At 71.4% G+C, this 25,932-nt stretch carries 21 protein-coding genes and 1 tRNA gene; 14 read left to right on the top strand and 8 right to left on the bottom strand.

Features of this window, described 5'->3' with window-relative positions; all coding sequences use genetic code 11:
- Window positions 1-15 precede the first annotated feature (15 nt).
- Both M8C13_RS21585 and M8C13_RS21580 read left to right on the top strand, forming a co-directional pair.
- Window positions 16-936 carry a hypothetical protein gene (locus M8C13_RS21585; RefSeq protein ID WP_252482455.1) on the top strand — a complete coding sequence of 307 codons (921 nt, stop codon included), beginning with the start codon at window positions 16-18 and terminating at the stop codon, window positions 934-936.
- Between the two features lie 153 nt (window positions 937-1,089).
- Entirely contained in the window at window positions 1,090-2,007 is a 918-nt protein-coding gene (locus M8C13_RS21580) for a hypothetical protein (RefSeq protein WP_252482454.1), read from the top strand.
- Here M8C13_RS21580 and M8C13_RS21575 read toward each other — a convergent pair.
- Window positions 1,988-2,683, bottom strand: a complete 696-nt coding sequence (locus tag M8C13_RS21575; RefSeq protein ID WP_252482453.1) for a tRNA-dependent cyclodipeptide synthase — start codon at window positions 2,681-2,683, stop codon at window positions 1,988-1,990. The genes M8C13_RS21580 and M8C13_RS21575 overlap by 20 nt on opposite strands.
- A gap of 170 nt (window positions 2,684-2,853) precedes the next feature.
- Here M8C13_RS21575 and M8C13_RS21570 point away from each other — a divergent pair, with 170 nt between their 5' ends.
- From M8C13_RS21570 to M8C13_RS21550, 5 genes are all read left to right on the top strand, one after another.
- Complete coding sequence (locus M8C13_RS21570; RefSeq protein ID WP_252482452.1) at window positions 2,854-4,224, top strand: cytosine permease; 1,371 nt, start codon at window positions 2,854-2,856, stop codon at window positions 4,222-4,224.
- Window positions 4,199-4,552 (top strand): rhodanese-like domain-containing protein, encoded by a 354-nt coding sequence (locus tag M8C13_RS21565; protein ID WP_252482451.1) that lies wholly within the window; start codon window positions 4,199-4,201, stop codon window positions 4,550-4,552. Before M8C13_RS21570 ends, M8C13_RS21565 begins: the two co-directional genes overlap by 26 nt.
- A complete protein-coding gene (locus M8C13_RS21560; RefSeq protein ID WP_252482450.1) occupies window positions 4,552-5,934 on the top strand; it encodes a M1 family metallopeptidase in 1,383 nt (460 codons plus the stop codon). Before M8C13_RS21565 ends, M8C13_RS21560 begins: the two co-directional genes overlap by 1 nt.
- A gap of 29 nt (window positions 5,935-5,963) precedes the next feature.
- A complete protein-coding gene (locus tag M8C13_RS21555; RefSeq protein ID WP_252482449.1) occupies window positions 5,964-6,428 on the top strand; it encodes a co-chaperone YbbN in 465 nt (154 codons plus the stop codon).
- Between the two features lie 115 nt (window positions 6,429-6,543).
- Window positions 6,544-6,619: transfer RNA gene (locus M8C13_RS21550), tRNA-Arg, on the top strand.
- Between the two features lie 54 nt (window positions 6,620-6,673).
- Here M8C13_RS21550 and M8C13_RS21545 read toward each other — a convergent pair.
- Window positions 6,674-7,225, bottom strand: coding sequence for a hypothetical protein (locus M8C13_RS21545; RefSeq protein ID WP_252482448.1), 552 nt, complete (start codon window positions 7,223-7,225; stop codon window positions 6,674-6,676).
- Between the two features lie 132 nt (window positions 7,226-7,357).
- On the opposite strand from M8C13_RS21545, the gene M8C13_RS21540 reads away from it, so the two are divergent.
- The 4 genes from M8C13_RS21540 to M8C13_RS21525 all read left to right on the top strand — a co-directional run bounded on the left by M8C13_RS21540 (window position 7,358) and on the right by M8C13_RS21525 (window position 10,608).
- Entirely contained in the window at window positions 7,358-7,765 is a 408-nt protein-coding gene (locus M8C13_RS21540; protein ID WP_252482447.1) for a hypothetical protein, read from the top strand.
- The gene (locus M8C13_RS21535; RefSeq protein WP_252482446.1) at window positions 7,759-7,992 is read left to right on the top strand and encodes a helix-turn-helix transcriptional regulator; all 234 of its coding nucleotides are present in this window, start codon (window positions 7,759-7,761) and stop codon (window positions 7,990-7,992) included. The genes M8C13_RS21540 and M8C13_RS21535 overlap by 7 nt, the downstream gene beginning before the upstream one ends.
- Window positions 7,989-8,957 (top strand): NAD(P)-dependent alcohol dehydrogenase, encoded by a 969-nt coding sequence (locus M8C13_RS21530; RefSeq protein ID WP_252482445.1) that lies wholly within the window; start codon window positions 7,989-7,991, stop codon window positions 8,955-8,957. The genes M8C13_RS21535 and M8C13_RS21530 overlap by 4 nt, the downstream gene beginning before the upstream one ends.
- Window positions 8,958-9,093: 136 nt before the next feature.
- Window positions 9,094-10,608, top strand: coding sequence for a DEAD/DEAH box helicase (locus M8C13_RS21525; RefSeq protein WP_252482444.1), 1,515 nt, complete (start codon window positions 9,094-9,096; stop codon window positions 10,606-10,608).
- Window positions 10,609-10,638: 30 nt separating this feature from the next.
- On the opposite strand, the gene M8C13_RS21520 is transcribed toward M8C13_RS21525, so the two are convergent.
- From M8C13_RS21520 to M8C13_RS21510, 3 genes are all read right to left on the bottom strand, one after another.
- Window positions 10,639-11,526 carry an alpha/beta fold hydrolase gene (locus M8C13_RS21520; RefSeq protein ID WP_252482443.1) on the bottom strand — a complete coding sequence of 296 codons (888 nt, stop codon included), beginning with the start codon at window positions 11,524-11,526 and terminating at the stop codon, window positions 10,639-10,641.
- Between the two features lie 38 nt (window positions 11,527-11,564).
- Window positions 11,565-13,874 (bottom strand): prolyl oligopeptidase family serine peptidase, encoded by a 2,310-nt coding sequence (locus tag M8C13_RS21515; RefSeq protein WP_252482442.1) that lies wholly within the window; start codon window positions 13,872-13,874, stop codon window positions 11,565-11,567.
- An 85-nt stretch (window positions 13,875-13,959) separates the two neighbouring features.
- Window positions 13,960-14,418: a carboxymuconolactone decarboxylase family protein gene (locus tag M8C13_RS21510; protein ID WP_252482441.1), complete on the bottom strand. Its 459-nt coding sequence runs from the start codon at window positions 14,416-14,418 to the stop codon at window positions 13,960-13,962.
- A 77-nt stretch (window positions 14,419-14,495) separates the two neighbouring features.
- Between M8C13_RS21510 and M8C13_RS21505 the strand changes: the two genes are divergently transcribed.
- On the top strand, window positions 14,496-15,389 hold the full coding sequence (locus tag M8C13_RS21505; protein ID WP_252482440.1) for a sigma-70 family RNA polymerase sigma factor: 894 nt from the start codon (window positions 14,496-14,498) through the stop codon (window positions 15,387-15,389).
- A gap of 746 nt (window positions 15,390-16,135) precedes the next feature.
- Complete coding sequence (locus tag M8C13_RS21500; protein ID WP_252482439.1) at window positions 16,136-17,935, top strand: glycoside hydrolase family 18 chitinase; 1,800 nt, start codon at window positions 16,136-16,138, stop codon at window positions 17,933-17,935.
- Here M8C13_RS21500 and M8C13_RS21495 read toward each other — a convergent pair.
- Window positions 17,932-18,672, bottom strand: coding sequence for a GNAT family N-acetyltransferase (locus M8C13_RS21495; RefSeq protein ID WP_252482438.1), 741 nt, complete (start codon window positions 18,670-18,672; stop codon window positions 17,932-17,934). The two genes, M8C13_RS21500 and M8C13_RS21495, sit on opposite strands and share 4 nt — an antisense overlap.
- A gap of 243 nt (window positions 18,673-18,915) precedes the next feature.
- Here M8C13_RS21495 and M8C13_RS21490 point away from each other — a divergent pair, with 243 nt between their 5' ends.
- Window positions 18,916-19,221 (top strand): hypothetical protein, encoded by a 306-nt coding sequence (locus tag M8C13_RS21490; RefSeq protein WP_252482437.1) that lies wholly within the window; start codon window positions 18,916-18,918, stop codon window positions 19,219-19,221.
- A 9-nt stretch (window positions 19,222-19,230) separates the two neighbouring features.
- On the opposite strand, the gene M8C13_RS21485 is transcribed toward M8C13_RS21490, so the two are convergent.
- Window positions 19,231-22,428 (bottom strand): S8 family serine peptidase, encoded by a 3,198-nt coding sequence (locus M8C13_RS21485; protein WP_252482436.1) that lies wholly within the window; start codon window positions 22,426-22,428, stop codon window positions 19,231-19,233.
- 98 nt (window positions 22,429-22,526) lie between these two features.
- A complete protein-coding gene (locus tag M8C13_RS21480) occupies window positions 22,527-25,775 on the bottom strand; it encodes a S8 family serine peptidase (RefSeq protein WP_252482435.1) in 3,249 nt (1,082 codons plus the stop codon).
- Window positions 25,776-25,932: the final 157 nt, after the last annotated feature.

The following is a 25,932-nucleotide window of genomic DNA, read 5'->3' as shown; positions in this document are numbered from 1 at the left end:
GCCACTATCGGTGGCGTGCGGAAATCCGAGATGGTGGCCGGCGGTCTGCATGAGGCACTGCGCACCGGTCCGTTCGAGCACGCGCTGCGCCTGGCCATCCAGGCCAGCGGCCTGACCCTGGCCCGGGTCAGGGCCAGGATGGCCGAGCGCGGGGTGGCGGTGGGGCTGGCCACGCTGAGCTACTGGCAGCGTGGCCGCAGTCGTCCCAGGTCAGCCGAGCTGGTGCTGGCGCTGGAAGAGGTGCTGGAGCTGCCCCGCGGCGCGCTGCGCGACCTGCTCAGCCCGGCCCGGCGGGAACCGGCGCCGGAGCGGGCCTGGTACTCGGTGACGCCCCGGCAGGTCTGCGCGAACGCCGAGGCGGTGCAGAAGCTGCTGGTGGAGCTGAACAACCCGTTCGACGGCCAGCTGACCGCGCAGAGCGTGCACGAGCACCTGGTGCTGGCCCCGCGCCGGGGCATCGAGCGGCTGGACTTGCAGATCCTGCGGCAGGCGCGGATCGACGGGGTGGACCGGGACACCGTGATCGCGGCCTGCGAGCCGGGCGAGCTGCCGGTGCGCTGGCGCAGCGAGGGCACCAGGCTGGGCCGGGTGGCCACCGACCACGACTCCGGCGTGATGGCGGTGGAGGCGCGCTTCCCGCACCCGCTGCGGCGCGGGGAGAACCTGCTGGTGGACACGGTGTTCGAGTTCACCGGCAGCGGCCAGACCTGCCTGGCCTGGGGCGGCGGGTTCCGGGCAGGCTGCCAGACCTACTGCCTGACCGTGCGCTTCCCGGCAGGCGACCCGCCGGCCAGGGTGTGGCGGGTGTTCCGGCCGGACAACAGTTCGCCGACCATCGACGTCGGCGACATTCAGGTTGACGGCAACTTTGTTGCCCATTTCATCGACTTCGACCTGCCGCCCGGCTATTACGGCATGCGCTGGTGCTGGAAGTGACCGCCAGTGCGCGCACAAAAGCCCAACCGGACCAACTGAATAGAGACTGAAACTGAAAATATTGTGAAATCGACACACCCATGGTGGGGTGCTGGTCTCGACAGCAGTTTTCAACAATGGCCCACATCGTGCAGGCAGCGAACGGGGGTAGGCATGACAGCGGCGACAGTGCCCGACGAGCTGGGTGCGGCACTGCGCTCCGGCCCGTTCCACCACGCGCTGTACCTGGGCATCCAGGCCAGCGGCCTGACCCTGCAACGGATCCAGGTCCGGCTGGCCGACCGGGGACACCGGGTCAGCCTGGCCAGCCTGAGCTACTGGCAGCGCGGGCAGAGCCGCCCGCACCGGCACGCCTCGCTGCGCGTGGTGCGCGAGCTGGAGGAGGTGCTGGAGCTGCCACCGCGGTCGCTGCTGGCCCTGCTCGACCGCCCGGCGGAGGAACCGCAGGCGCCGGCGCACCCGCTGGTGCTGCGCGGCCGCCGCGGCGCGCCGATCGCACCGCGGCGGCTGCCGCACCCCGCCGACGCGATCGTGCCGCTGAGCGTGCACGAGCACTGGACCATCGGGCCGGACCGGGCGGTGCGCGCGATGCGGGTGCGCGCGGTGCTCCAGGCCATGGTGGACGGGGTGGACCGGCACCTGGTCCGGCTGGCCGCACCGGCGGGCGCGCTGCCCAATCGATGGCAGAGCGACTCCTGCCGGCTGGGCCGGATGCACACCGATCCGGACGGCGGCGGGGTGCTCGCCGAGCTGCGCTTCGACCGCCCGCTGCGGCAGACCGAGACCGTGCTGGCCGACTACGAGCTGGGCTACCGGCCGGAGGAGGCGCTGGTGACCAGCTGCGAGCGGCGGTTCCTGCTGGGCTGCCGGGAGTACCGGCTGACCGTGGCCTTCGACCCGCGCGCCACCCCGGCCAAGGTGTGGCGGGTGCACCGCGCCGCCGCGCACCCGGCCGGGCGGGACGGGCAGCGGGAGGCGACCGAGCTGCGCCTGAGCGCTCGCAACGAGGCGCAGCTGGTCGGCTTCGATCTCGGTCCCGGCGGTCACGGCATCAGCTGGATGTGGCGGTGACCAGCTCCTCGGCCGGGGTGACCACCAGGAACCCTTGTCCCGCAGCGGGTTTCCAGCTCAGCTCGCGCCGGTAGAAGCGTTCCAGGAAGGCCACCCGCTGGTGGTAGACGAACACCGAGCCGCGGCGGCCGACGATGCTGGTGGTCGAGGCGAACAGCGGCAGCTCGGCGAGGAAGTAGCGCACCGCCTTGGCCAGCTGCTCGGGGTTCGGCCGCACGCCGTCCGGCAACTTGCGGTCGAGCACCCAGTGGCTGGCCGAGAGGCAGTCCGCGCGGAAGCCCTCGTCGGTCCGGTAGAGCTGCTCGCCGTGGGCTAAGAGCTGCTGGTAGTCCGGGTTGTGGTCGAGGGCGGCGGAGTCCAGGATCAGCGCGCCGGGGTCCGGCACGCCGAGCTCGGCCAGCGCCCGGTGGATCTTGTTGTAGACGTAGCAGCCCTGCCGCCGCGCCTTGGAGCGCGCCTTGCTCGGGGAGTAGCCGAGGGCTTCCAGGGTGTACACCGATGGCCCGTCTGGCACGAAGAAGTGACAACTGGGGAAAGTGCGCACTGCCCACGCGGCAAGTTCGCTGATACGTTCCGGAGTGAAATATCCGTTAAACGGGCTGATACCGATACAGGCGTGCTCGGCCTCGATCACCGAAGCCGGACAGCTTTCCACCAGTGGACGCACAGCATACATCACAGACTCCGCTCGTTTGAGTTTCACCGACGTGCTCAACTTCTTCGTACGTCTAGGCAAACCCGCACGTCAACGCGTTGTGAACGGCTGAAATTCAGTTCAAGTCACCTCGAAAACCACCCCCCAGAAGAGGGGGTGCAATCGAATGGGCCAGTGCACAGACTTCGGTTATGAGCGGAACAGCGAACGCGGTGGGCCGCGATGACTTCTCCCTCTCCCGGGTCCCCGAGTCAGCCCGCCGCCCGTGGTTTTCCATCGCGGTGCAGCGATTTGGCCAGATTGCCTCTTTCCACCAGTTCCTACTGGGTGCCGTACTCGGTTTCGGCATGACGTTCTGGAACGCGGTGCTGGCGATCACCCTGGGTGCGGCGATCATGGAGGTGATCACCGTCCTGCTCGGCGTGGCCGGCATGCGGGAGGGCCTGTCCACCTCGGTGCTGACCCGCTGGTCCGGCTTCGGTCACCGCGGCTCGGCGCTGGTCGGGCTGCTGATGACGATCAGCCTGGCCGGCTGGTTCGGCGTGCAGAACGGCGCGTTCGCCCAGGGCCTGAGCAACCTGCTGGGTGGGCCGCCGCTGTGGGCCTGGTCGCTGATCGGCGGCATGCTGGTGACCGGGATCGTGGTCTTCGGCATCCACGGCATGGCCTGGACCGCCTACCTGACCGTGCCGGCGTTCCTGCTGCTCAGCGGCTACGCGATCTGGGACGGGCTGCGGATGCACTCGCTGAGCGAGCTGATGAGCTCGGCGCCGCCCGGACCGGCGCTGTCGCTGGCCGCGGGGACCACGCTGGTCTCCGGCGCGTTCATCATGGGCGCGATCATGACCCCGGACCTGACCAGGTTCAACCGCAGCACCGGCGACGTGGTCAAGCAGACCGTGCTCAGCGTGACCCTGGGCGAGTTCGTGATCGGGCTGATCGGGGTGCTGCTGGCGCACGCGGCCAAGACCTCGGACGTGGTCAACATCATCACCTCGTCCTCCGGCTTCCTCGGCACGCTGATCCTGGTCGCGGCCATCCTCAAGGTCAACGACTGGAACCTGTACTGCGCCTCGCTCGGCCTGGTCAACACCATCGACGTGCTGCTGGGCAAGCGCACCAACCGGATCGCGGCAACCCTCGGTCTCGGCCTGCTCGGCTCGGTGCTCTCCGCACTCGGGATTCTCGGGCAGTTCCAAGGGTTCCTGACCTGGATCGGGGTGATCAGCCCGCCGATCGCCGGGATCATCATCGCCGAGTACTTCCTGGTCCGCTCCTGGCGTCCGGTCCTGGAGGAGTCCCGCGCCAGGGGTGAACTGCCCGCCACCGCGCCCACCTGGGTGCCGGCCGCAGTGGCCTGCTGGGTGTTCGGCGCGGTGGCGGGCGCCTTCCTGCCCTTCGGCATTCCCACCCTGACCTCGGTGCTGGCGGCCTTCCTCGGCTACCTGCTGCTGGGCCGCTTCGGCCTCACCCGCGGGATCGGCAGCACGCCGACCGCCACACCCACCGCACCGTCCACAAAGGAGGAAGAGCACCGTGTTGCCTCTCATCACCCGCACTGAGCTGGAAGCGGAGTTGGCGCAGGGCAAGGTTGTCGTGGTCGACACCATGCCGGTGGCCTACTACGAGCGGGAGCACCTGCCCGGCGCGGTGAACATCCCCGGCTTCCCGTACGAGCAGGCCGCCGACTTCACCGACGAGTACGCGCCGAAGGTGTTGCCGGACAAGGACGTCGCCGTGGTCGTCTACTGCGCGAACGTGCCCTGCCGCAACAGCGAGTTCGTCGGCCAGCGCCTGCTCCAGCTCGGCTACACCAACGTGCGCAAGTACCGCGAGGGCATCGAGGACTGGGCCGGAGCCGGCCTGGCGACCGAGAAGGCGGTGGCCTGATGCGCAGGATCGGACTCGCGCTCGGCGCGGTGGCCACCACCCTGGCCCTGGGCGCCGGCACCGCGCTGGCCGCGCCGGAACCCGGCAAGGACGGCGTCGGCGACCCGTACTACCCCACCGACGGCAACGGCGGCTACGACGTCAGCAAGTACGACCTGAACCTGTCCTACAACCCGGGCAGCAAGCTGCTGGACGCCACCGCGAAGATCACCGCGAAGACCACCCAGGAGCTCAGCCAGTTCAACCTGGACCTGCGCGGCCTGACCGTGCGCTCGGTGAAGGTCAACGGCCAGGCGGCCAAGTTCACCCGCACCGGCGAGCACGAACTGGTGATCACCCCGGCCGCGCCGCTGGCCAAGGACGCCGAGATCACCGTCGAGGTCAGCTACTGCGGCCGGCCTGGGCCGGTCCGGCACCCGGTCACCGGCCTCGGCGGCTGGCGCGGCACCCCCTCCGGCGGCGTGATCGCCGCGGGCGCCCCGCACTCGGCGAGCACCTGGTTCCCGGTCAACGACACCCCGCTGGACAAGGCCGAGCTCAGCATCACCACCTCGGTGCCCGAGGGCTGGCACACGGTGGCCAACGGCACCAGGTCCAAGCCGGTCACCCAGAACGGCCGGACCACCACCACCTGGACCGCCGAGGCGGTGGCCCCGCACCTGATCGCGCTGGGCATCGACCGGTACACCTTCCAGGAGTCCACTGTGGACAGCACGTCGGTGCTCTCCGCGTTCGCGCCGGGCAGCAACGGGAAACCGTTGGCGGACAAGCTGCCCGAGGTACTGAAGTTCCTGAACGCCAAGCTCGGCGACTACCACTTCGGCACCGTCGGCACGATCCACCTGGCTGACAGCCAGCCCTACCAGGTCGGCGCGCAGACCCGCCCGGTGCTGGGCCGCAACGCCGACCTCAAGGCGCTGGTGCGCACCCTGGCCGCGCAGTGGTGGGGCGCGTCGATGTCGGTGGAGAACTGGTCGGACACCTGCACGCACGAGTGCTTCGCCAACTACCTGGGCTGGATGTGGGCCGAGGCCAAGGAGGGCAAGGACCTCGACGCCGAGTACCGCAAGGCCGTGGACGCGGTGCGCGGCAACGCCGCCTTCTGGGCCCGCAAGCTGGCCGATCCGGGCAAGGGCAAGGAGTTCAGCGCCATCTACGACAAGGGCGCGCTGTTCACCCATGCCCTGCGCCGCAAGATCGGCGAACGCGCGTTCAACACCGTCCTGTCGAACTTCCCGACCATAAACCAGGGCTGGAACCAGGGCTGGCACGACCTGGAGCTGTACCTGGAGGCCGAGGCGCAGATGGACCTCAAGGAGTTCCTGGACGCCTGGAGCCACAGCACCACCATCCCCGCGGACAAGCACCTCTTCCCCGCCTGATGTCCCACCATTGATCGAAAGGAACCACCATGCGCAAGACCCGTTTCGCCGCCGCACTGGCCGCGGCCGCGCTGGCCACGGCCGCCCTGGCCGGCACCGCCTCCGCCGCGCCCAGCAGCCTGGAGTCCGCCAGCGTCCGGGCGGAGGAGAACATCGTCCACGTCACCGACGCCAACTACAACCAGGTCATGGAGACCTCCAAGCAGAAGCTGGTCATCATGGACTTCGGCGCCACCTGGTGTCCGCCGTGCCAGAAGATGAAGCCGGTCATCGAGAAGATGGCCAGGGAGAGCGGTGGCAAGTGGCTGCTGGCCGAGGTCGACGCGGATGAGTCCAAGGCGATCCTGACCAAGCACAACGTCAAGTACCTGCCCACCCTGCAGGGCATCCGCAACGCCGCGGACCTGCCCGACTCCCGCAGGATCGGCTACGGCGGCGCCAACGCCGAGCGCGACCTGAAGAACTGGATCAACGCCCAGCTCGCCAAGGGCTGAGCCCAGGCCGCCCGGAGGGGAACCGTGGGTGCGATCTCCACCACCCCCTCCGGGCAAGGCCCGAGCCGCCGAGGACAAGCAGCCGCGCACCCGCTAGGCTGACGGTGCTTGTCCCGGCCTCGTAGCTCAGGGGATAGAGCACCGCTCTCCTAAAGCGGGTGTCGCAGGTTCGAATCCTGCCGGGGCCACCATCTCTCACCAGCGGAAACGCCGACCAGCAAGATCACAACCCAGTCTGCGTGACATCACTTGTGACGCGAGTCGTTCGTAGTCTGGCCTCGTGACGCGATCCGGTCGCGTTCCATCCGCAGCGCGAGGTAGCGGACGTTCCACAAGGTCCAGTGCTGACTCTGCGGGCCGCGCACGTTCCGGCAGACCGCCAGGCACTGCTCGTGCAGCCGGCCGAGCAGCCGGCCCGAGTCCGCGTGCCGGAGCAGCGCGGTCAGCTCCGCGTGTTCGGCTTCGGCCCTGACGATGTGCACCGGGTGACTCAGCTCGGGCGAGGTCCCCAGGTCGGTGGCGGCGCACAGTTGCCGGAAGTCCGCGAACGAGGTCAGCCTGGTCACCAGCTCGGCGACCGGGACGTCGTCGAGGACGGTCATGTCCCTGGTGGTGCGACCCAGGTCGCTCGCCAGCCGGAGCAGCAGGCGGCCCAGGATCGCGAAGATCAGCTGAGTGTCCTGGTGGCGGATGTCGACGGTGCCGGGATGCCGCTCGTTGGCCAGGAACACCAGCGATATTCCCCATTCACTGCCGAACAGCCATGGGCACCGGTGGGTCACCTGGTCCTCGGACATCGGTGCACCGTACTCGGCCGTCGCGCCGCCGGGCACCGGTTTCGCCCAGCCGGTCGAGGTCAAGAATGTTTGACATCGTGTCGGGTCTTCTTTACATTGGCCCATGTCAAGTTTTCTTTACATGGGGGCGGCATGGCGATTGAAGAGAAGCGGGCGTGGATCTTGCTGGTGGTCGCGATCTGCGGCTACGGCACCTATCTCGTCCTGGTGTTCGGCCTGGCGGCGTCCTATGTGCCGACGATGTTGTGGACCATCGGCGGCGGGATCGTGGCGGGGATCGTGCTGCACATCGTGGCCTCGGTCCTGACGCCGGGCGCGGACGGCCGGGTGGACCAGCGGGACCGGGAGATCGGGCGGTTCGGGGAGCACGTCGGGCAGTCGTTCGTGGTGCTCGGCGGGGTGGGCGCGCTGGGGCTGGCGCTGGCGGGGGCGGCGCACTTCTGGATCGCCAACGCGATCTACCTGGCGTTTGTGCTCTCCGCGGTGCTCGGCTCGACGGCCAAGGTGGTCGCCTACCGGCGGGGGTTCCAGCCGTGGTGAAGCCGACCAGGGTGACCAACTCGATCCGGGCGCTGCGGTTCGAGCACGGGCAGCTGACGCAGGCGGAGCTGGCCGAGCGGATCGGGGTGACGCGGCAGACGGTCATCGCCATCGAGGCCGGGCGGTACTCGCCCTCGTTGGAGATGGCGTTCCAGATCGCACGGGTGTTCAACGTGCCGCTCGAGCAGGTTTTCCAGTACCCGGGAGATGCGGAGGAGCGGCCGTGAAGGCGATCACGCAGGACCGGTACGGCTCGACGGATGTGTTGGCGTTCAAGGACATTCCCATTCCGGAGCCGGGTGCGGACGAGGTGTTGCTGCGGGTGCGCGCGGCCGGGGTGGGGCCGGATGTGTGGCACCTGATGACCGGGTTGCCGTACCTGGTGCGGCTGGCCGGGTTCGGTCTGCGCAGGCCGAAGGTGGCGGTGCGCGGGCGGGACGTGGCGGGGGTGGTGGAGTCGGTCGGGGCCGGGGTGACCGGGTTCCGGGCCGGGGACGCGGTGTTCGGGACCAGTGCTGGGTCCTTCGCCGAGTACGCGTGTGCCAGGGCGGACCAGCTGGCGGTCAAACCGGCGAACCTCAGCTTCGAGCAGGCCGCGGCCATGCCCGTCTCCGGTGGGACCGCGTTGCAGGGGTTGCGGGATCTCGGGCAGGTGCGGGCGGGGCAGCAGGTGCTGGTCACCGGGGCCGGTGGGGGTGTGGGCAGCTTCGCGGTGCAACTGGCCAAGGAGTTCGGCGCGCGGGTGACCGGGGTGTGCGGGCCGAGCCGGACGGAGCTGGTGCGCTCGCTCGGCGCGGACCGGGTGATCGACCGGAGCACGGCCGACTTCGTGGACGGCACCCGGTACGACCTGGTCCTGGACACCGCGGGTGGTCAGCCGCTGGCCCAGCTGCGGCGGGCGCTGACCCCGGGCGGCACGCTGGTGATCGTCGGCAGTGAGGGGGCCGGGCGCTGGTTCGGCGGCACCGACCGGGTGCTGCGGGCAGCGCTGCTGTCACCGCTGATCGGTCAGCGCTTGCGCGGGCTGTTCAGCAGCGAGCGCGGGGCGGACTTCGCGTTCCTGGCCGGACTGGCCGGGGAGGGCAAGCTCACACCGGTGCTCGACCGGGTGTTTCCGCTGGCCGAGGCGGCGAAGGCGATCCAGTACGTGCACGAGGGCCATCCGCTCGGCAAGGTGGTCATTTCCATCTGACTAGATCAGTGGACTCAGCTACACTGGAGACGCGGCCCGCTCAGTTCTGCCTCGGGCTGCCCTCTAGGTCGATCCACCTTTGCGCTGCGGATCATCCGCGCCGGGCAGGACGACCCCTCAGACGTTCGGAGACTGCATGGCGGCCCGCCGCCCCAACACCACGCTTTCCTTCGCCGAGCTCGGCGTTCCCCAGGCCCTCACCGCGGTGCTCGCGGACCAGGGCATCAGCACCCCGTTCCCGATCCAGACGGCGACCCTGCCGGACTCGCTGGCCGGGCGGGACGTGCTCGGCCGTGGCCGCACCGGCTCCGGCAAGACCTACGCCTTCCTGCTGCCGGTGCTGTCCAGGCTGGCCGCCAGCGGCACGCCCCGGCGGCCGGGCAGGCCGCGCGCGCTCATCCTCGCGCCGACCCGCGAGCTCGCGGGTCAGATCACCGAGTCCCTCGCCCCGCTGGCCAAGGCGTTGCGGCTGCGCACGCTGACCGTCTTCGGCGGGGTGGCCGCGCGCCCGCAGATCAACGCGCTGCGCGCCGGCGTGGACATCCTGGTGGCCTGCCCCGGCAGGCTCGCCGACCACATGGGCGAGGGCCACGCCAACCTGGACGCGGTGGAGGTCACCGTGCTGGACGAGGCCGACCACATGGCCGACCTCGGCTTCCTGCCGGTGGTGCGCAAGCTGCTGGACACCACGCCCAAGGGCGGTCAGCGGCTGCTGTTCTCCGCCACCCTGGACAGCGGGGTGGACACCCTGGTCCGCCGCTACCTCAGCAACCCGGTCACGCACAGCGTCGACTCGGCGCAGTCGCCGGTGGACGCGATGACCCACCACGTGCTGCAGGTCCGCGCCGAGCACCGGCTGCCGGTGCTGGCCGACCTGACCGCGGCTCCCGGCCGCACCGTGGTGTTCACCCGCACCAAGCGCGGGGCGACCAAGCTGACCAAGCAGCTCATCGCCTCGGGCGTGCCCGCGGTCGAGCTGCACGGCAACCTGGGCCAGTCCGCGCGCACCCGCAACCTGGGCGCCTTCGCCGAGGGCCGGGTGCGCACCCTGGTGGCCACCGACATCGCCGCCCGCGGCATCCACGTGGACGACGTCACGCTGGTCGTGCACGCCGATCCGCCCATGGAGCACAAGGCTTACCTGCACCGCTCGGGCCGCACCGCCCGCGCCGGCGCCGCGGGCACGGTGGTCACGCTGATGACCGCCGACCAGGCCGCCGACGTGCGCGACCTGACCCGCAAGGCCGGCATCAAGCCGCGGCTGACCCACGTGACGCCGGAGCATTCGCTGCTGGCTGAGCTGGCCGTCGGCGAGCGCAGCTACGTCACGCCGCCGGTGCCCTCCGCGATCACCGACACCGCGCGGAACCCCGGGCGCCGCAACGGTTCCGGCCAGCGTGCCGGTGCCGGTCGCGGTGGCTCGGGTTCGCGCGCCGGTGCCGGCGAGCGCGGGGTTTCCGGTGAGCGCGCCGGTGCCGAGCGCGGTGGTTCCCGGCGCGGTGGTTCCGGCCAGCGCTCCGGTGCGGCGGCCAAGCCGCGCACGCGGGCCGGCAAGGAAGCCGACACCGCCGCGCGGCCGCCCGCGCCCACTGGGAGCGCGGCGACGTTCTCCTCGCGCAGCAGGGCAGGCAGCCGCCGCGGCGGTCGCTGAGCCCACCGCCGTTGAGTCCTTTGTGGACAGCTAGATCCGGTTGAGGACGTCCAGGATGCCCTGGACGACCTCTTCCGGCTGGTCCATGGTCAGCCAGCTGTGGCCGGCCTCGGCCAGCACGCGGTGCTCGCCGCGCGGTGCGGCGGCGGCCAGCGCCTGGTACATCGCCAGTTTGCGCTCGCCCTGCACCCGCAGCAGCTCCTCGGACAGGAACAGCCGCTGGCCGGGGTCGATGCCGTTGGCGGTGAACAGCAGGTACGGCACGTCCGGGATCGGCCCGCCGCGGCGCAGCTCGGCGAACACCGCTACCAGGTTGGACCGCTCGGCCGCGCCGATTCGCATCCAGTCCAGGCTCAGCTGTGCTTCGATCATCGGCTCGCGGACCGCCTCGGGCCAGCCGGCCAGCTTCGCGGTGATCAGCTCGCGGAACCGTTGGACGGTCTCCGCGGGCAACTCGGGCATGGGCGCGTCCGCGGCCCCGTGCTGGACGCGCAGCTCGGGCGGCATGTAGTCGTCCCAGTCCTCGTGCGCGCCCTCCAGCGACACCAGCGCGGCCACCTGGTCCGGGTAGCGCTGGGCGAACCGGCGCGCGTAGACCCCGCCGAGGGAGTGCGCGACCAGGACGTACGGCCCGCGCACATCGGTGGCCCACAACAGCCCGCGCAGCTCGTCGGCGACCTCGGCCGCGCTGCGCGGCAACGGGATCCGCTCGCTGTAGCCGGTGCCCGCCCGGTCGTAGAGCACGCTGGTGGTGTGCTCGGCGATCCGGTCGTGGATGTTGAGGTAGTGCAGGCCGACCATGCTCGCGCCGGGCAGGAACACCACCGGCGGACCCCCGTTGCCGGACCGGTGCGTGTACAGCGTCCGCCCGCCCACCCGCACGTGCTCGCCCAGCGGCGGCGCGACTGCCTGGGTCATCTCGATTTCCCCTCTCCTGAGTGCTTGATGTGCTTGTCTCAGCTGAACTGCTCGGCCAGCGTCTCGAGGTCCAGCGGCGTCGGCTTCAGGCGATAGCGGGCCGGTGGCTGGACGCCGAGCAGGTGCCGGACGAAGTGGTCCCACAGCCGCCGGGCCAGGTAGTGCTCGTAGCCGAGGAACATGTGCTCGGCGCCCGGCACGATCACCAGCTCGAAGTCCTTGTCCTCGGCGATCAGCCGGTCGACCAGGCGCAGGGTGTGGTGCGGGTGCACGTTGTCGTCGGAGCCGCCGTGGATCAGCAGCAGCTCGCCGGTCAGCCGGTCGGCGATCTCCACGTTGGAGCTGCGGGCGTAGGTCTGCTCGTCGTAGGGCCCGTCGAAGCTCTCGCCCCAGACCTGCAGGTAGTAGCGGTTGTCCTGCATGCCGTTGATCGCCACCCCGGCGCGGTAGAACTCGGGGTACGCGCACATCGCCCGGACCGTGGCGTACCCGCCGCCGGAGATGCCGCAGACCCCGACCCGGTCCAGGTCCAGCCACGGCCGGGTCACCGCCAGCTCGCGGATCGCGGTCAGGTGGTCGGCCAGCCCGCCCGCGTCGCCGAGCCTGCCGTAGGAGTGGTCGTGGAAGGCCCTGCCCCGGCCCGGGGTGCCCCGCCCGTCCACCGCGACCACGACAAACCCGAGCGCGGTCAGCGAGGCCACGTGCGTGTCGAGGGCACCCGGACCGAAGGACGGCTCAACCCTGGTGGCCTGCGGCCCCGGGTACACGCTGTCGATCACCGGGTACCGCTTGGCCGGGTCGAAGTCGCGCGGCCGGTACAGCACGCCGTAGATCGGGGTGTGCCCGTCCGCGGCCGTGGTCCGGAACCGCTCCGGCGGCGTCCACCCGGCCGCCCAGGACGTGGGGAGGTCGCCCCGCTCCAGCTCGACGAGCACCCGCCCGGACCAGTCGCGCACGGTGGTCACCGGCGGCAGCTCCACCGTGGAGGCCGAGTCGAGGAAGTACCCGCCGTGCTCCGGCACGGTGACCACGTGGTCCAGCTCATCCTCGGTGACCAGAGCGAACCCGGTCCCGTCCAGCCCGGCCCGGCACACCGACCGCCGGTACGGATCGGCCTCGACGAGCCCCGCGGCGAGGAAGTACACCACCGCGGCGTCCTCGTCGACGTGCAGGATCCGCCGCACCTCCCAGTCCCCCGAGGTCACCCGGCCCAGCAACCGCCCGGCCCGGTCGTAGCGGTACAGGTGTCCCCTGCCGTCCCGCTCGGAGTACCAGAGCAGCTCCGCCCCGTCCCGGACCAGCCGAACCAGCGGCGGATCGAAGGGCAGCGGCGCGACCTGCACCCGGGTCTCCCCCGTCTCGCTGACCACGGTCTGCACCTCCCCGGTCGCCGGGTCGAGCCGGTGCAGGGACAAGGTCCGCAGGTCCCTCGGCTGGCTGAGGTAGTAGACCGCCCCGTCCACCGCCCACCAGGCCGCCCCGGAGGCCACCGGCGAGATCAACGGCATCGGCAGCGGCGCGCCCCGCCCTCGCACCACCGCGCCGGTGGCCACCTCCAGCACCACCAGTTCCGCCATCGGGATGTGCTCGTCCCCCGGATAGGCGGACCGCTGGCTGAACAACCGCGGCGCGCCACCGTCGGCCGGCATCGCCTGGACCAGGTGCGTCTGCCGGACCTCGCGCACGTCGACCCGGCTGGTCAGCACCCTGGTGGAGTCCGGCGACCAGGCCACCGTGGGCGGCGGCGTCACCCCGAACCTGGCCAGCAGCGTGCCGGGCCCGAATCCGGAGCCGCCGTAGTCGTGGTCGGCCGCTCCGTCGGTGGTCAGCGGCCACTCCCGGCCGTCGGTCATCGACCGCGCCCACAGGTCGTGCCCACGCCGGAAGACGGCGAGCTTGCCGTCCGGCGACGGCACTGCGGGCTCGGCGGTGGCCGCGGGGTCGGCCGCGGGCTCGGGCTCGGGCTCGGGCACCGTCCCGAGTGCCGGGGCGGGTTCGGGCAGGCAGGTGTAGTCGCCCAGGTCGCAGCGCCAGCGCTGTCCGAAGGCCACGAACGCCACCGTGCCCGCGCCCGGCTCGATCGCCCGGAACGGCAGTTCCCCGGCGTCGACCTGCTGTCCGGCCGCCTCGGCGAGTGCCGCCGCCAGCCGGGCGTGGTCGAAGGCCGGTTCCCTGGTGCCGGCCACCGGGTCGACGAGCACGAACCGCCCGTCGACCCGGTACCAGAACCGGGCCCCGTCATCGAGCCAGCGCGGCCGGACCCTGGCCTCGCCCATCAGCGCGGATCTGGTGTGCGACAACAGGTTCTCCGCCGCCGCGTACACGGTGGCAGGAAGCCGGTCAGCCATGTGCGCTCTCCCCCGTCTTGGCGTTGTACGTATGAATATACGCATAGCCCGGGACCGGGTTCAACCATGGCTGGCGGCGCTGGTGTCAGTTCCAGGTCTGGCCCGCGGGCTGGCGGATGGTGCCGTTGAGGCGGTTCCAGACGTTGATCAGGGCGATCGAGGTGATCAGGGCGGCCAGGGCGGGTTCGTCGTAGTGCTTGGCGGCCTCGTGCCAGACCTCGTCCGGGACCTGGTCGGCGCGGTCGCTGAAGCGGGTCATGCACTCGGCCAGGTCCAGGGCGGCGCGTTCGGCGTCGGTGAAGTACGGCGTGTCGCGCCAGGCGGCTACCGCGAAGAGGCGTTCGTCGGTCTCTCCTTCCTTCTTCATCATGCGGGAGTGCATGTCCACGCACACGCCGCAGCCGTTGATCTGGCTGGCGCGCAGCTGCACCAGTTGGTGGGTCTTGCTGGGCACTCCGTCGTGCTCGGTCGCCTTGCCCAGGGCCTGCAGGCTCTTCATCACCTCGGGCAGCAGGTAGACCGGGTGGGCCATGCGAGCGGACATGGTGTTCTCCTTGTTGTCACATCCAGGGGTGCTGCTCCGTCAGCGATATGACGGACCCCGGCGAAGGAATGTGACCGATGGACGAACACGATCTGCTCGCGGCCCGGTTCGAGGAGAACCGGAACCACCTGCTCGCGGTGGCCTTCCGCGTGCTCGGCTCGCGCGCCGAAGCCGAGGACGCGGTGCAGGAGACCTGGTTCCGGCTCAGCCGGGCCGATTCCGGGCAGGTGGACAACCTCACCGGCTGGCTGACCACCGTGGTGGGCCGGGTGTGCCTGGACATGCTGCGGTCCAAGCGGTCCCGGCGCGAGGAGCTGCACGGGTCGTACGCGCCCGAGCAGCCCGACGGGACCGATGGGCCGGAGCAGGAAGCGGTGCTCGCGGACTCCGTTGGTGTTGCCCTCCTTGTCGTGTTGGAGACGCTCGCGCCTGCTGAGCGGCTCGCCTTCGTGTTGCACGACCTCTTCGGTGTCGCCTTCGACGAGATCGCGCCCATCGTCGGTCGCTCGGTCACGGCCACCCGGCAGCTGGCCAGCCGCGCCCGCCGCCGGGTGCGGGGCGCGCCTGCCGAGCCGGAACCGGACCAGCACCGGCAGCGCGCCGTGGTGGAGGCGTTCCTGGCCGCCTCCCGTGGCGGTGACCTGGCGGCACTGCTCGCGGTGCTCGATCCCGACGTCGAGCTCCGCGCCGACCAGCTGGCCGTCGCCGGGGCCACGGCCAACGCGGGCATCGGCGCACCGCCACTGGCAGCCGAGCTGCGGGGCGCCGAGGTGATCGCGCGGACCTTCGCCGGACGGGCCACCGTGGTCCGGCCGGCACTGCTCGACGGCGTGGTGGGCGCGGTGCTGCCCAGGGGCGATCAGGCCCTGGTGGCGTTCGCGTTCACCGTTGTCGACGATCGGATCGTCGGCATCGACGTCGTGGCCGACCCGGAGCGACTCGGGCGGCTGGAAGTGACGCTACTCGGGTGATGGGGGTGCGGGAGGCCGCCAAGGGGGACCTGTTCGTCCCTGGGACGGGGAGGTCCTGGCTGGGGTGCGCGGGGCGGGGTTGGCGGGGCGGGGTTGGGGCCAGGGCCGGGCGAGCTGGGCCGGAGGCCGGGCCACTGTGGGGCGAGCGGGATGAGCGGGCCGGACGAGCGGGCCGGGGCGAGACTCACCGGACCGGACCGAGGCAGGGCGGAACGGGGCGGACCGGAGCGAGGCAGGGCGAGGCCAGGCGAGGCCAGGCGGAGCGGGACGAAGCGGGACCAGGCGAGGCGGGGCGGGGCGGAGCAGGGCGAGGCTCGCCGGGCCGGGTGGAGAGGGGCTGGGCGGAGCAGGGCGAGGCTCGCCGGGCCGGGTGGAGAGGGGCTGGGCGGAGCGAGCGTGGCTGGGCGGGCCGGGTGGCTGGGGTGAGCTGGGTGGGGCTGACCGGCCCCCGGGTCTCGGGGCCGAGGGAAATCGGGGGCCGGTCGCGCGCGGTCCGGGCGACTCCCTGGTGAGGGGTTCCGGGCGCCCGGGGCAGCGGCGTCAACGCTAGTTCGCGTGCCAATACCGCCACTAACGCCGATCCGGGGTCGCTACCTGCGACGACGACTCCTGTTTACCGCTGACCGGCAAGGCCGCGCCGGTGTGTCCGCGGGGCCTGGACGGCTGCCTGTGCTTGACAGCGAATAGGTCTAGACCACAAGCTCGGAGCGCTCGCCGCCATCGCACGAGCTGCTGGAGGACTTCCGGTGTCCCATCCGCGTACCCGTCTGCTGGCCATGTCGTCCGGACTGCTCATGCTCTCCGGTCTCCTGATACCTCCCTCGGCGAGTGCGGCCGCTCAGCTGTCCGCGAGCTTCGCCACGACCGGGACCTGGGACTCCGGGTTCGGCGCGCAGTACACCATCCGCAACACCGGTGACGCCGCCGCCAGTGGCTGGGAGCTGGTGTTCGACCTGCCCGCCAACGTCCGGGTGACCAGTCTGTGGAACGGGCAGCATTCGGTGTCCGGCAACCGAAACACCGTGCGGGCGTTGTCCTGGAACGGCGTCATCGGGGCGGGGCAGAGTGTGACCGTGGGCTTCAACGGCAGCTTCACCGGCGTGTTCGGCGGACCGGTCGGCTGCACGATCAACGGCGCGCCCTGTGCTGGCGGGCCAGCGGACACCCAGGCGCCGAGTGTGCCGGGTGGGGTGCGGGTGGCGGCGAGCAGTGCGAGGAGTCTGACGCTGGCGTGGGCGGCGGCCACGGACAACGTGGGGGTGACCGGGTACCGGGTGTACGAGGGCTCGGCCGTGGTCGCGACCAGCAGTGGCGCGGAGGCCGTGATTTCGGGGCTGGCGCCGGAAAGCACGCACACCTATGCGGTGACCGCGGTGGACGCGGCGGGCAATGAGTCCGCGCGCAGCCAGGCGGTCACCGGCAGCACGCAGGCCGACGGGAGTGCGCCCAAGGGCGGCATCGTCGGCGCCTACTACGCGGGCTGGACCGGGTTCCCGGTGGCGCGGATCCCGGCGCAGAAGCTGACCCACCTCTACTACGCCTTCGGGTCGGTGCAGGGCGGGCGGTGCCAGGCGCCCAGCGCGGCGGCGCTGAACCACTTCGCCGAGCTGCGTGTGTTGCGGCAGCGGCACCCGCACCTCAACGTGATCATCTCGCTGGGTGGCTGGGGCGCGGACGGGTTCTCCGACGGGGCGCTGACCGCGGTCTCCCGCGCCGCGTTCGTCAGCTCCTGCGTCGAGCTCTACGTCAAGCAGCACAAGGACGTCTTCGACGGCATCGACATCGACTGGGAGTTCCCGGTCTCCGGCGGCATCATCACCAAGCGGCCGGAGGACAAGCGCAACGCCACCCTGCTGTTCCAGGAGTTCCGCAGGCAGCTCGACGCCACCGGGACCGCGCAGGGCCGCAGGCTCGCGCTGATCGCGGCCACGCCGGTCGGGCGGTTCCAGGACGACGGGCCCTACGACGTGGCGGAGAGCTTCGAACTGGCTGAAGTGGCCTCCTCACTCGACTTCTACAACGTGATGACCTACGACATGGGCACCGGCTACTCGCCGATCTCGATGTTCAACGCGCCGATGCGGGCCGCCGCCGAGGACCCGACCGCGCAGCCGATGAAGGGCGGCAACAACGTCGTCGGCGGCATCGAGCACTACCTGCGGCACAGGGTGCCCAAGGACAAGATGGTGCTGGGCACGCCGTTCTACTCGCGCGGCTTCACCAGCAACGACCCGCAGGCCGATGCCAAGAAGGGGCTTTTTGTGCCCTACACCGGCACCATCAACGCGCCGCAGTGGAAGACGATCAAGGCCGAGTACCTGGACAACCCGGCCTGGCAACAGCTCCGGCACGCCACCGCGCAGGCGCCCTACCTGTACAACACCGCCACCAACACCTTCATCAGCTACGAGGACCCGGCCTCCATCGCGGTGAAGGCGGCCTACGCCAAGCAGGCCGGGCTGCGCGGCACGTTCATGTGGGAGCTCTCCGACGACGACGCCCAGCACAGCCTGCTCAACGCGATGGCCGGTCCCTTCCTCGGCTAGGGGCGGTCGAGCACGCGGTAGTGGTAGCTGCTGACCGTGCTGAACCCGGCGCTGGCGTACAGCCGCTGGGCGACGGTGTTGTCCACCATCACCTGGAGGAACGCGTGGGTCGCTCCCCGGTCCGCTGCCCAGCGCAGCAGGCCGGCGAGCACCGCGCGGGCCAGGCCCTTGCCGCGGGCCGCCGGATCGACCCACATGCCGAAGATGCCCACCCAGTCCCGCACCAGCGCGCCCCGGACCAGGGCCTGGCCGTCCAGTTCGGCGTACCCGCCCGGCACCGCGGCCAGGATCTGCTGGGTGATGAACCGGCTCGCCGGGTCCTTCCGGCCGTCCTGCGCCCAGTACAGGTCCAGCCAGGACTCGGTGGGCTGCTCGGTGACCACCGGGTGCCGGGTCTGCTCGCCGAGGGCGGCCAGCGCCTCGGGGATGGCCGCGGTCTGGCCGTAGACCGGGGTGACCACCCGGTAGCCGCGGGCGGCGAGCAGCTCGTCCAGGTTGGTCGGCCTGCTGTCCGGGCCGACCTGGAACACGCTGGGCTGGCCGAGGCGGGCGTAGTGCCGTTCGACCTCGGTCAGCGCGGCCTGGACATCGGCCGGTTCGCCCTCGGCCAGCACCGAGTTGGCGCGGTTGGTCACGCCGCCCGCGCTGCGCAGCAGCCAGCCGTCCACCTCACGGACGTGCAGGCCCGGCCACGCCGCCGAAGCGAGCTGCCCGAACGAGATCGACTGAGTATGCATAGTGATGTATCTTTATTCATTGGCAACTCGGATGCAACCGACTTTCCCCGGCCTTCCGTCCTTGCGGTTGGGACGAGGAGACGAGGAGTTCGGATGGGTTCGCTCTGCCGGGTCGGCGCCGGGGTGTTCGCGGTCACGGCCGCCCTGGTTCTCGGCTCATGCGGCGCGCGGCCCCAAGCCGGTTCCCCGCCCTCGGCCACGCCAAGTGGTTCGCCCAGCACGCAGGTCAGTAGCGAGTCGCCAGTGCGCAAGCTCGATGAGGCGCAACGCCAGCAGGTGGCCAAGGCCCGTCAGGAGGGCCGGAAGACCATGCTGCTCATGGTGTTCACCGAACCCGGGGCGACCGACAAGGTCACCAAGGGGCTACGCGAACTCGGAGCGACTGTGGAGGTCAGTGACGGTGCGGTCGGATATCTGCGGGTCGATGTGCCCCTCGACGCCGTGGAACGAGCCGCCGCGCTGCCCTCCGTCACCTCGGTGGAACTGGATCGGCTGATCCCGCGAGACGACCCCACACCGGGAGTGCAGCCCGGTGTGGGGCCGTCGTGATCAGCCGGTTCAGCCGCTGACGGCGCGCACCTCCACACCGCTGACCGCGGCCACGCCCTCGGCGGTGGTGCGCACCCGCAGCTCCCCGCGCAGCGTCCTGCCCTCGGTGAGGCCGGTCCGCGCGATCACCTGCCCCGGCGCCGTCCACCGGCTGCCGCTCTCCCGCAGCCGGTCCTCATCGGTCACCTCGACCACGCCCAGCGAGGGCGCGGCGTAGAAGTCCAGGTAGTCGTATTCCGTGCGGCCGCTGGGAATCGCGAAGCCGTCGACCACGGCCCGCCAGCGCCCGGCCCTGGGGTTGGCGATGGTCACCTCCTCCGCCGCGCTGGCTCCGGCGCTGACCCCGGCCTGCACGCAGTCGCCGCTGGAGCAGTCGAAGAGCACCAGGTCCAGGTCCGCGCCGGAGTCGGCCGGGTTGCCGGTGCGCACGGTCAGCGAGGTGGCGCCCTCGGGCACGGTGAGCTCGTGGCGCTGGTGGGCTCCGGTGGCGATGACAGGGCGCAGCGGGCGGGCGCTGCCCATCGGCCCGCCGGTCAGCCGCCCGGTGAACGGCGCCATCGTGCTGTGCAGCTGGTACTCCCTGGCCTGCGGTTCGCCGCGGGTCACCGAGGTCAGCACGTCCGGATCCGGCTGGACCTTGATCGCCAGCGCGGCCGCGGTCACGGTGAACGGCGCGGTCAGCGCGTCGGAGGTGCGCCGGGCTTCCACCACGATCTCCCAGACGCCGGGCATCGGCGAGAGCACGGTGCGACTGGCCGGTGAGCCGGTGGGGCAGCCGCCACCGGCGTCGGGCTGGTAGCAGAGCCCGGAGCCGGCCTCCTCGTACGGCAGACCGGACGGGGTGAACGGCCGGAAGCGCAGCTGCCCCTTGCCGGGCGCGCCGCCACCGGCCAGGTCGATCTTCAGCCCGGTGGCGCCCTCGGGCACCCTGACGAAGGTGGAGCGGGAGCCGTTGCGGCCGACCTCGCCGCTGCCGCCCGCGGTGAAACCGTTGGCAGAGCTCAGTTCCAGCGGCGCGAACACCGTGTTGAGGGTGACCAGGTCGATGCCGGGGGTGGCCGGGTTGTCGATGCGCAGCAAGGCCGAATGCGCGCCCGCGGTGCGCGGGTTGATCGTCACGTCCAGCTTCACCGGCTCGTTCAGCGGCAGCCGGATGCCACTGGCCGAGCTGAACGTGCCGTCGTCACCGACCCATTCCACCCGGTGCCAGGCGCGGTTGGCCGTGCCGGTGGTGCGGGTCAGCGTGTAGGTGCGGGTGTAGGCCGTGCCGACGGAGACGCCCTCGCGGTCGTGGATGCCAATGCCCACATGGGGTGTGGCCAGCTCGCCGGAGAGGACGGTCCGCACCGGCACCTCGGCCTTGATCGTCTCCGGGGCCGGACCTCGTTGCAGGGCAAGGAAAGCGGCCGGCACGTCCAGCAGACCGGCGCCCTGCTCGTACGCGCCGAGGTTGGGCAGGAACTTCGCGGTGGAGTAGATCGCGTTGCGCAGCGCGGCCGGATCGGGCCGGGCGCCACCGTGCAACGCCTTGTGCGCGCCGATCAGCAGGGCCGCGCCGCCGGTGGCCTGCGGGGCGGCCATCGAGGTGCCGTTGAGCATCGCGTACCCGACCGGCAGCGGATAGGTGCCAGGGACCGGCGCGGGCTGCTGCCATTGCGGCACCGTGGATATCGCCGCGCCGGGGGCGATGATGTTCGGCTTGAAGCCGCCGTTCTCGGCCGGTCCGCGCGAGGAGTAGGAGTGCAGGCCCTGCCGGACCGGGGTCACCGAACCGTAGTTGCTCAGCCAGGTCTCGGCGGTGATCGAGGAGCCGACGGTCACCGCGTCCACGGTCGCGCCCGGCTCGCCGACGGTGTTCGCGCCCGCGCCGTCGTTGCCCGCCGAGATGACGAGCTGCATCTTGTACTCGGCGATGGTGCGGTTGTAGAGCGCGGCCGTGGCGTCGTTGCCGTCGTTGAGCGCGGGCAGCCCGCCGATGGAGATGTTGACGATGTCCGCGCCGTTGCGCGCGGCGTAGAGCACCCCGTCCAGCAGGCCGCTGTTGGTGCAGGCGTTACTGGCCAGGCAGGCCTTGACCGACATCAGCTTCGCGCCTGGCGCGGCACCGGCCATCGCCCCGCCGAAGAGCTGGTTCCCGGCCGCGATGCCTGCCACGTGCGAACCGTGCAGAGCGCCTGCCACCCCGATGTTCACGAACGGCGTCACCGTGCCGTCGTAGGTGGAGCGGTCGGTCTGCACCACGAAGGCGATCCGGTCCAGCACCGGGGTGTCCGGGCGGTCCGCGCCGAAGTGGCCGACGTCGAAGCCGGTCTTGTAGTCGGTCATCGGCCGGTCGTTGGTGAAGTCGCGGTCGCCGTTGAGGTCCACCCGGACCTGTTTGCTCGTGGTGTCCTGCAGCACGCCCCAGGAGTCGGCGCGGTCGCCGTCCCGGTTGAGGTCGCCGCCGACCTCGCTCTTCGGGGCGCCGAGGTCCCCGGCGACCTCGGTGAGCAGTCCGAAGGAGAACGGGCCGCCACCGGCGGGCGCCACCCAGTCCCGGTCCTGCTCGCGGAAGGGTCCATTGTGGAACTTCGTGGTCATCTCGACCCAGCCGCCATCACCCGATCCGGGGGCGTTCGCGTTGTGCCAGTCCACGATCTTGCGCTCGCCGGTGCTGGTGGTGGCCAGCGCCGGGTGGTCCAGGTCCACGCCGGAGTCCAGGATCGCCACCAGCACGCCCCGGCCGTCGACGGGGAAGTCCGCCGCGCCGATGTCCCTGGTGGGCAGGTACGGGTTGGCGCGCGGGGTCAGCGGGCCGGGCGGCGGCTGCGGCAGCGGCTGCTCCGCGCCCTGCGGCCTCGGGTCCTCCCGGCGCACCAGGTGCTCCACGTCCACGGCCTTGACTGAGGCCAGCCGCGCGGCCCGTTCCGCCTGCTCGGCGGGCAGCTCGACCTTGAGGTAGCCCACCGCGGGCTCGGCCGCGCGCACCACCCCGCCGAGCTCGCGCAGCTCGGTCTCGGCCGCGGCCGCGTGGCCCTGCTCGGCGGCGACCACCAGGGTCACCCTGGACTGCCCGGCGCCGCGCGCCTCGGCGATCCGGCCGCGGTCGGCCTTGTCCAGCTGTTTGGCCGGGCCCGGCGGCTCGGCGGCCGCGGGCAGCGCGGTGAGTCCGGTCGCGGCCAGGACCGCGCTGACGAGCAGGAGCACCAGGCGAGGCGGTGTGATCACACCGGCACGGTATCCACAATGGACAGATCCGGCGCTCCGAGACGAACGACCCCGCCCGGGAGTGCAGCCCAGGCGGGGTCGTCCGATCATTCAGTTGGTCAGCCGGTCACGGCCTGGATGCGCACGGCGCCACGGCCGACGGTCACCTTGTCCGCGGTCTGCACCAGCAGGTCGCCCCGCAGGTGCCTGCCCTCCCCCGGCTGCCCGGCGACGGTGATGCTCGCCGGCGCGGTCCAGGTGGCCCCCGCGGCGCGGGTGGCGTCGGTGTCGGTCACCGCGATGCCGCCCAGCGCCGCCGAGACGAAGGAGTCCAGGTAGTCGTAGGCGGTGGTGCCCGCGGGCACCGAGTAGCCGTCGACCACCACGCGCCACTTGCCGGCGGCCGGGTTGGCGATGGTCACCGACTCCTCGGAGTCGCCGTCCGCGCTGGAGCCGGCGTCCACGCAGCTGCCGCTGGTGCAGTTCTGCACCACCAGGTCCAGGTCGGCCGCGGCGTCGGCGGTGCTGCCGATGGTCGCGGTGAAGCTGCTCGCACCGGCCGGCACGGTGACCTCGTACTGCTGCACGGCCCCGTTGGCGATGCTGGGCCGGTCGGTCTTGGCGCTGGACAGGGTGCCGCCGACCAGCTTGCCGGTGAACCCGGCCAGCGAGTTGGCCACCGTGTACTGGCGCTGCACCGGGGTGCCCACCGCGGCGGTCGGGATCACGTCCGGGTTCGGGGTGATCTTGGTGCCCAGCACCTCGGCGCTGACCGAGAACGGGGCGAGCTTCACGTCCGAGGTCCGGCGGGCCTCGATGATGATCTCCCACACGCCCGGCAGCGGGTTGGTGATGGTGCGGCTGGCCGGCGTGCCGCCGGAGCAGCCCGCGCCCGCGTCCGGGTTGTAGCAGTTGGTGGTCGAGGTGACGTCCTTCGGCACCCCGGTCGGGTCGAAGCGCAGGAAGCGCACCTGGCCCTTGCCAGCCGGGCCGCCCGCGTTCAGGTCGATCTTGAGCGCGCTGGCGCCCTGCGGCACCCGGACGAACACCGACTTGGCCTGGTTGCGGCCGATCTCACCGGAGGCGGTCACCTTGTAGCCGGCGGCCGCGGTGAACTCCTGGGCGGCGAAGACCGCGGCCAGGCCCTGGTGGTCGATGCCCGGCGTGGCCGGGTTGTCCAGCCGCAACAGCGCGGAGTGCGCGCCCGCGGTCTTCGGGTTGACCTTGACCTCGAACTTCACCGGCGTGTTCAGCGGCAGCTGCACCGAGCGGGCCGAGGAGAAGGTGCCGTCGTTGCCCACCCAGTCCACCGAGAACCGGCGGTCGCCCGCCGCACCGGAGGTCCGGGTCAGGGTGTAGGTGCGGGTGTAGGCCTTGCCGACGGTCACGCCCTCGCGGTCGTGGATGCCGACGCCGAAACCGGGCTTGGCCAGCTGGGCCTCCAGCGAGGTGTCCACCTCGACCTCGGTGCGCACGGTGTCGGTGGCCGGGCCGCGCTGCAGGGCGAAGAACGCGCCCCACACGTCGAACTTGCCCGCGCCCTGCTCGTAGGCGCCCAGGTTCGGCAGGAACTTGGCGCTGGAGTAGATCGCGGTGCGCAGCTGCGCCGGGGTGGGGCGCTGGCCGCCGTGGGTGGCCTTGTACGCGCTGAGCAGCAGCGCGGCCGCGCCGGTGGCCTGCGGGGCGGCCATCGAGGTGCCGTTGAACATCGAGTACCCGGCGGGCAGGGTGAAGGTGCCCGCGGTCGGGCCGGGCGGCTGCCAGAGCAGCGTGGTGGAGATCGCCGAGCCGGGGGCGATGATGTTCGGCTTGAAGCCGCCGTCCTCGGCCGGACCGCGCGAGGAGAACGGGTGCAGGCCCTCCTTGGCCGCGGCCTCCGAGCCGTAGTTGCTCAGCCAGGTCTCGGCGGTGATCGAGGAGCCCACGCTCACCGCGTCGGTGGCCACCGAGGGGTCGCCGACGGTGTTCGCGCCGGCGCCGCTGTTGCCCGCCGAGATGAAGATCTGCATCTTGTACTCGGCGATGGTGCGGTTGTAGAGCGCGGCCCGGGCGTTGTTGCCGTCGTTGAGACCGGGCAGCCCGCCGATGGAGATGTTGATGACGTCCGCGCCGTTGCGCGCGGCGTAGAGCACGCCGTCGATCAGGCCGCTGGAGGTGCAGCCGGGGCTGGACAGGCAGGCCTTGATCGAGATCAGCTTCGCGCCCGGCGCGCCACCGGCGATGTTGCCGCCGAAGAGCTTGTTACCGGCCGCGATGCCCGCCACGTGCGAGCCGTGCGAGCCCGAGGCCATGCCCAGGTTGACGTACGGGGTGCCGCCGTTGTCGTAGATGGAGCGGTCGGTCTGCACCACGAAGGCCATCCGCTCGACCACGTCCTTGGTGGCCGGTTTGTCCGCGCCGAAGTGCTGGACGTCCTGCTTGACCTTGTAGTCGATCATCGACTTGTCGTTGGTGAAGTCACCGTCGCCGTTGAGGTCGACCCGGACCTCCTTGGTGGCGATGTCCTGCAGCACGCCCCAGGAGTCGGCGCGGTCGCCGTCCCGGTTGACGTCGCCGCCGATCTCGCTGCCCGCCGCGCCCAGGTCCTGCGCGGTCTCCTTGAACAGGCCGAAGGAGTACGGGCCACCGGTGGCGGGCGCGGTCCACTCGCGGCCGCCCTCGGTGAACTTGCCGGTGCGGCCGGTCTTGGTCATCGCGACCCAGGTGCCGTCGCCGGAGGTGGGCGAGTTCGCGGTGTACCAGTCCACGATCTTGCGCTCGCCGGTGCTGGTGGTGGCCAGGGCCGGGTGGTCCAGGTCGACGCCGGAGTCCAGGATCGCCACGGTGGTGCCGCGGCCGTCCCAGAACGGCAGCGTCTGCCCGAACTGCGCGGCGCCGATGTCACCGGTCGGCAGGTACGGGTTGACCCGAGGGGTCTTGGCGTCCGGCGCCTTCTGCGGCAACGGCTGCACGGCGCCGTTGGGCTGCGGGCGCGGGTCGTCGACCGGGATGACCGCGTCGATGTCGATGGCGTCCACCGACTTCAGCTTCGCGGCCTGCTCGGCCTTCTCCCTCGGCACCGACACCTTGACGTAGTCCACCGACTTCTCGGTCGACTCCACCTCGCCGCCGAGCGAGCGGAGCTCCTCGACGGCCTTGTCGGTGCGGCCCTTGCCCGCGGCCACCAGCAGGGTCACGCGCTGCTTGCCCTCGCGCGCGGCCTCGGCCAGCAGCTCACGGTCACGCTTGTCCAGTTGCTTGTCCGCCTGGGGCGGCTGCTGCGGTGCCGCGGCGGCCGGTGCGGCCAGGCCTAACGCGGCGGTGCCCAGCGCTGCGGCCAGCACGGCCGCGGCGGGCGCACGCCAGCGGCGGGTGTTCGGGTTGGTCACGGCTGATCCCTTCCTGGGAACGATGCCCCAGAGCAGAACCCGCCGGCCAACGAAGTTCAATGCCGCAAATGGCTCAGTCAATACTGTTCAATACAATCCACTGTGGACGTTACCGGCGCCGGATAACGGTTGTGCGTCAAGACTTCCGCCGGAAACG

The sequence above is a fragment of the Crossiella sp. SN42 genome, assembly GCF_023897065.1.
GTDB lineage: Bacteria > Actinomycetota > Actinomycetes > Mycobacteriales > Pseudonocardiaceae > Crossiella.
This window is presented reverse-complemented; position numbering and strand designations above follow the sequence as displayed.